The sequence below is a fragment of the uncultured Chitinophaga sp. genome, assembly GCF_937874145.1.
In the GTDB taxonomy this organism is placed as follows: domain Bacteria; phylum Bacteroidota; class Bacteroidia; order Chitinophagales; family Chitinophagaceae; genus Chitinophaga.
On sequence record NZ_CALNBI010000481.1, the window covers coordinates 1 to 6,678 of the forward strand.

The 6,678-nt window shown below is 56.2% G+C and carries 4 protein-coding genes; all 4 read right to left on the minus strand.

Going from position 1 to position 6,678, the window contains the following annotated elements:
- A partial coding sequence (locus Q0510_RS22980; RefSeq protein ID WP_298717002.1) for a family 10 glycosylhydrolase occupies window positions 1-975 on the minus strand: 975 nt, incomplete at its 3' end.
- Window positions 968-2,038, minus strand: a complete 1,071-nt coding sequence (locus tag Q0510_RS22985; RefSeq protein WP_298717005.1) for a carbohydrate-binding family 9-like protein — start codon at window positions 2,036-2,038, stop codon at window positions 968-970. The genes Q0510_RS22980 and Q0510_RS22985, both read right to left, overlap by 8 nt.
- A 140-nt stretch (window positions 2,039-2,178) precedes the next feature.
- Window positions 2,179-3,759, minus strand: a complete 1,581-nt coding sequence (locus Q0510_RS22990) for a RagB/SusD family nutrient uptake outer membrane protein (RefSeq protein ID WP_298717007.1) — start codon at window positions 3,757-3,759, stop codon at window positions 2,179-2,181.
- Window positions 3,760-3,786: 27 nt separating this feature from the next.
- Window positions 3,787-6,678, minus strand: a 2,892-nt coding sequence (locus Q0510_RS22995; RefSeq protein WP_298717009.1) for a TonB-dependent receptor, incomplete at its 5' end; no start/stop codon positions are given.

A 6,678-nucleotide genomic window follows, 5' to 3' on the forward strand; every position in this document is an offset into this window, starting at 1 on the left:
ATCGTCGTGATTGCCGTTGAAATCCGGCAGGTAGAGGCCGGCGTATAGCGGGAACTTCCCGTCCAGGGCGTTCACGCCTTCCGCCACCGCATCACCGATCCACTGCACCCCTTCGCGGTAGAAACCGTGATAGATCATCGGGCACACGGCATCGAGGGGCCAGTTCACCCAATCCTGCCGCACGATCCGCCTGGCGATCTCCGGCGTGGGAAACACCGCCGCCGTAATGGGCTTCTTTTTCGCATGGGCCACTTCCGATAAATTGCGGACAATATGCGTGATACTGTCGTACCGGAACTTGCGCCAGGAAGGGCTTTGATCTGGATGTTCCATTTCCAGCGGGTCTTTCCCGTAGATGACGGCATATTTATCGCGGCAGGTTTTGCAGTAGCAGAAGTCGTACTCCGGCAATTCCTTCGACTGGTCGATTTTATAATTATCCCACAAATTGACGGGCAGGATCACATCCACGAAGCGGACATAATCCAGGTGCAACCCGTCTATATAATCTTTCGCCACCTGTTCTTCCGCTTTGGATTTCAGGTACTGCAGGGTACCCGGCTGGTTCGGGCAGAGGAAGCGGTAATAGCCGACATAAGGCGGTTTGGTAGCGCAGGATTCTCCTTTCCGGTTCACGGAAAACAGCTCCGGGTGCTGTTCGCGGAGCTCCTTTTCATTGCGGTTCATCGTCCAGAACCAGCGGTGCGCTTCCATTCCGGCGGCTTTGGCGGCGCGGAAGTGGCGCTCGCTGTCTTCCTCGAAATAAATCACCCCGATACCCGCGGCCCGGTAGTCCGCATAACGCTTCTTCAGTTCGGCGCCGGTATCTTTTGCGCTGGGATTGATCCAGATGCGGTGGCGTACCGGCCCGGCAGGCTTTTTCCTTTCTTCCGGCATGCCGGCCATGGCCAGCGAGGGCGTAGCGAGCGCGAGGCTTCCCAGCCCGAGCGACTTCAGAAAATGGCGTTTATTCATATCGGATGATTTTTCCTTCGTGATCGATGATGATGGTTCTGCGGCCCTGCCGGATGACAGCGGAGAACTGCCGCCCGGTGGCTTCCATATTGAAATCAAAAGTATGCTTATCGAGTTTGAGCGCCGCCATATCGGCGGTATAATTGCCGTTGGCGCGGCGGTATTGATGCTGGCGGTAGTACAATTCCCAAAGGAACTTTTCCGCTTCCACATATTCCGGCGTTTTGTACGCCACTGCTTCTCCCGCGGGCTCCGCCGAGAATTGCAGGTATCCCCAGCGCTCGGGGGCATGCATGTCAACGATCCCCTGGGGCGACCATACCCAATTATATTCCGGCGTCTTTGGCCGCTTGCGGTAAGTATTCCCTTCGATCTCATGCTGCCACTGCACCCGCGAGAAATTCACGCGCCAGGTATCGCCGTTGCGGGGAACAGACCGCGTATGATAAGCAGTCAGCGACCGGAAAGGGATCGCCATTTCCACCGTCCAGGAAACATCCATGTCGCGCGGGTTGTTCAGCGTTCCCTTGATGTGCACGGCGGTCTGCAACCCTTTCACATCCCAGTTCAGCATTGCCTTTCCGCCTGCGCGGTAGGCGCGCGGCATGAACAGGTCCATCACCGTGTTGAGGGCATTGACTTCTATCTCGAAGTATTCACGGGAAGTACCCGTCGGGTCGAGGAACATTTCAAAATCGTTGTCCATGTAAATGATGGTATCCGCCTGCCGGAGGGTGCCCCAAACGTGCGGCTCCTTCAGTTCCGCGAAAACGTAAAGGTTTTCATCATCCCACAACATTTTCACCCGCGTCTGGTGTAACGGCGCCGGCTTTTTCGCGCCTTCGATATCGGTGAAATCATCCGTCCATTCCGCCTGCCGCCAGGCTTTTTCGGCATCGTGGCCGTCTATCACAAGCGGCATGTTGGTACGCTGGCACACATAATGGCGGGGAGTTTCGGTGAATACGCGCGACTGCTCCGTGAAGCTCTGGCCGCGCAACAACATGGGCGCCATGGCCAGGGCGCCCGCCATCCATAAGAAATATTGCTGGAAACGCTGCATTGGACTAAATATAGGAAATGCGTTCCGTTGTCAACTTATCGTGCGGACATACGGCCGTTTTCATATACCGGCGGCATAAAAAAAGCCCGCCGTTACCGGCGGGCTCAAACGTAATAAAGAGTAGCAGCTAACGGGGCTTATCAATAATTCGGATTCTGGTCAAGGTTCTTGTTCACATCCAGCTCTTTCTGCGGTACGGGCCACACGTAATTCTTCGAAGCATCGAAGAGGCGGTTTTCCACTTCCACATGATTGCCGGTAAGCGTGAGTTTGCCGGTTACCGGATCCACCGATCCGGTGCGCATCCCGTACAGTTTGCCGTTGCGCACGGCGGGGCCGATTTCCCAGCGTTTGATATCATTCCAGCGGAGGCCTTCCAGCGCCAGTTCCACCCTTCTTTCCCGGCGCACCAGTTCGCGCATTTTCACCTGGCCTGTGTATACCGTGCGGTCGGTAACGGGCATCTTCGCGCGTTTGCGCACTTCATCGATGGCGTCGTACACGGTATTGTCGATCGTACCTTTTTCGATCATGGCTTCCGCGTAAGTGAGCAGTACTTCGCTGTAACGGATCACGATGGGGTTGAGGCCGGTGTTCCAGATATTGGCGTAATCGCTGAAATCGGAGGTCCATTTTTTATAGAGGTAACCGGTTTTGGAGTTGTTGTCGCCGAGGTAGTAATCTTCGGAATCCGGGTCCAGGGGATCGTATATCCTGCCGTTGTAGCGCTGGCCGGGCGTAACGATGCTGGCCTGGAGGCGCGGGTCGCGGTTGGTGTACGGATCGTCGGGGTTGTAGCCGGAAGCCGGGTCGGTAATGGGTTTGCCATTGGCCATTTCATAAGCGTCCACCAGCGCCTGCGAAGGCACTACAGAACCCCATCCGCCATAACCGCGCGAAGGCATGATGCCCAGCCATTCGTTGGGAACGATGTTTTCCATGTATTGCACGTCGAGGATCACTTCGCTGTTGTTCTCGTTTTTGATGCGGAAAACATTGGTGTAGCTGGTGTCGAGCTTGTAGCCCAGTTGCATCACGGCACGGCTGTCGGTAATGGCATCGTCCCATTTCTTCATGTAGAGATTGAGACGGGCCCGCAGCGCCAGCGCGGCGCCACGGGTGATGCGGCCGATGTCGTTACCGGTGTACGATACATCGAGCTGGGGCGCGATGGCCGCCAGTTCATCCAGGATAAACTGGCGCACCTCCGCGATAGGGGTTTGTTTGATTGTGTTCGCTTCCGCCATGGTAACCGTTTTCGTTACCAGCGGAACGTTGCCGTATAGCTGTGTCAAAGTGAAATACTGATACGCGCGCAGGAAGCGGGCTTCCGCTTTCATACGATCCTTCTTCCCCTGATCTGCATCCGCCTTATCGGCATTCTCGAGGAAAGTGTTGCACTTCTGGATGGTGGTGTAGCTCCAACGGTTGGCCGCATCCACGTCGGAAGCCGTTACCGTACCGTTGCCGATGCTGGTGTAACCTTCCCAGGGCCATTGGTTGTAACCGTTGTCGGTCGCACAATCCATGTACATGATGTTGTAAATATCCTCCCAGCCTTTATAGCAGCCGTTAAGGGCGGCGAGGAGGTCGTTCTCGTTCTTCCAGATGTTTTCGTCGTTATATGCATCCAGCGGTTCCCGGTCGAGGAAGTCTTTGGTACAAGCCGAGAAGAAGCTGCCCACCGCGATCGCCGTCAATATGAATAAGTTCTTTTTCATGTTCAGTTTTTTAAAGTGATACCAACCTTAGAATGTCACGTTCAGGCCCAATGTGTTGATTTTGACCTGCGGGTAGTAGTAAATCGAACTGGTGCTCGGCGCTTCCGGATCGATCCATTTGTACAGTCCGCTGAACGTAAGCAGGTTCTGACCGCTGTAGAAAATTCGCGCACGCTTGATCCCTACCCTGTCGAGCCAAGCCTGCGGAAGCGTATAACCGACCTGCAGGTTCTTGAGGCGCAGGTAAGAAGCGTCGTCTACCCAGAAAGAAGAAGGCATGCTGGCCTGGTCGTTCATCTTCCAGGTATACAACGCGCGGGGCAGCGATGCGTCGCGGTTCTCAGGTGTCCAGCTGTCGAGCATGCCGGAAGTAGGCTTGCCTGCAGATGTGCTGATCAGGCCGATCTTGCCCTGGTCGATGTACGTTTTCACGCCGGCGGCGCCCTGCACGAAAATCGTCAGGTCGATGTTCTTCCAGGAACCGTTCATGGTAAGCCCGTACGTCATCTTCGGATAATAATTCCCGATGTAGGTCTTGTCTTTGGTATTGATCTCACCGTCGCCGTTGAGGTCTTTGTATTTGATATCACCAGGCGCGGTGTTTACCGCCTGTTTCGCATGGGCGGCGATTTCTTCCTTCGACTGGAAGAGCCCTTCTGCGATATATCCCCACAGTGCGTTGATGGGCAAACCTTCCTGGCGGATGGTATAGCCGTCGGGCCCCGGAGAAATGAACTTTTCGATATTGTTCCTGATGAAAGAAGCATTGGCATTCACGCTGTAGGAGAAATCGCCTTTGCTGTCGTTATACCCGGCCGTGAATTCCCAGCCCTTGTTGCTCACGATACCGGCGTTCTGGGTAGGCGGCTCCAGGCCGTATACCGCGCCCACGGGCACTTCGATGAGGATGTCGCGGGTGCGCTTGTTAAACCAGTCGGCCGTGAATGTAACCTTCCCGCCGAAGAACGATGCGTCCAGCCCGAAGTTGGTCTCCGCGGTGGTTTCCCAGAGGATGTCTGCATTGTAACCGTTCACCATGGCCAGGCCGGGCGCTACGATCGGGCTCAGGCCGCCGAAAGTGTAGTTCTGGTTGGTGTAGTACATTGGCAGGTAACGGTAGTAAGGGGAAGATGGGAAGTCCCCGTCGTCGCTCATCGTCTGGTTACCCAGCTCACCCCACGAAGCACGCAGCTTCAGGGCGTTCACCACATCCTTCACCGGGGTGAAGAATTGCTCGCGGTCGATGTTCCAGCCGGCGGAGAACGAAGGGAATGTACCCCAGCGGTTTTTAGGGCTGAAGCGGCTCGAACCGTCGCGGCGGATATTGGCTTCGAGGAGATACTTGCCGTCGTAATCGTAGTTGATGCGGCCGAAGAAAGATTGCAGCGCGCCTTCATAGGAATACCCTTTGGCGGTTTGCCCGTCCGGGGAACCGAGGTTCACCTGGTCGAGCACGTTGTTGAGGAGATTCTTGCGGAACCCTTCGTTCCAGGTGTACTTGGTATACTCCTGGAAATACCCGGCGAGGGCTTTCAGGTTATGCTTGCCGAAGGAAGTGCCGTATTCCAGGAGGTCCTGGTGGGTGATGACCATATTGGTCGTTTGCCCGTCGGTTACGCTGGTGGGGCCCTGGTACATGCCTTTGGAGCCGCTGGCGGTGTAATACTGGATCTCGGAAACGAAAGCCTTCGTTTGCCCGAAGCGCTGGGTGATGGCCAGCGAAGGACGGAAGTGCAGCCCTTTCACGATCTCCAGGTCCGCGCCCACATTCCCGAACAGGTCGCTGTAGTCTTCGTTCCGGAGGCTCGGGGATTCCAGCCAGGCGGCAGGGCTGCCATCACCGATGTAGCCGTATTTGCCGTTGGCGTGTTTATAAGGAACAATGGGTGAAATGCGGTTGAACTGGCGCACGATCTGCGTGAAGGCAGGAACGCCGGAGTAGCTCGACTGCGGTTCTTTCATGCGGCTCAGCGTATACGCCAGGTTCCCGTTCAGGGTGAGGCGGCTGTTAATCTGCTGCTGGATATTGAAGCGGGTGGTGTAGCGTTTGGAATTGGTCTTTTCCATCAAACCATCCTGATCGAACATACCGAGCGAGAACGCGTACTGGCTTTTATCGGTGCCGCCGCTCACGCCGAGGTAATAATTCTGCTGGAGGCCGCTGCCCTGGTAGGCGATGTCGAGCCAGTCGGTGTTCGGATATTTATAAGGATCGGACCCGTCGCGGAATTTGTTGATTTCTTCCTGGGTGTAACGGGGCTGGCCGCCTTCGTTTACGAGCGCCTGGTTGTACAGGGAAGCCGCCTGCCAGGAGGGCAGGAAGTCGGGCAGCGCGGTAGCGGTTTGCTTGCCGATGTAGGAGTTGAATACCACCTGCGGAACGCCTTTCTTGCCTTTCTTGGTGGTGATGAGCACCACGCCGTTGGCTGCGCGGGAGCCATAGATGGCTGCGGAGGCCGCGTCTTTCAGGACGGAGATGGTTTCGATATCGTCGGGGTTAACATTGTTCATGGCTGAAATCACACCATCCACCACCACCATGGCGTTGGCGTTGTTCATGGTACCGATGCCGCGTACGCGGATGGTGCCGCCGTCTTTACCGGGCTGGCCGCTGTTGGCAGCCGTTACCGCCACACCGGCCATAGTTCCCTGCAGGGCGTTGGCCACGCTGGTAACGGGGCGGTCGGCCAGTTGCTTGGAGCTAACGGAAGCTACCGAACCGGTGAGGTTTACTTTCTTCTGTGTGCCATAACCTACCACCACTACGGCTTCGAGGTCGGATTGTTTGACGTGGAGCACCACGTTCATGGATTCGGCCACGGGCATTTCGGTGGATTCGAAGCCCATGAGGGAGATCACGAGCACCTGCCCGGATTCGGCTTCCAGCTGGAAGTTCCCTTCCCCGTCGGATACCGTTCC

Coding starts and splice junctions, on each gene's coding strand:
- Q0510_RS22985 (WP_298717005.1), bottom strand. CDS start 2,038: ATGCAGCGTTTCCAGCAATATTTCTTATGGATGGCGGGCGCCCTGGCC.
- Q0510_RS22990 (WP_298717007.1), bottom strand. CDS start 3,759: ATGAAAAAGAACTTATTCATATTGACGGCGATCGCGGTGGGCAGCTTC.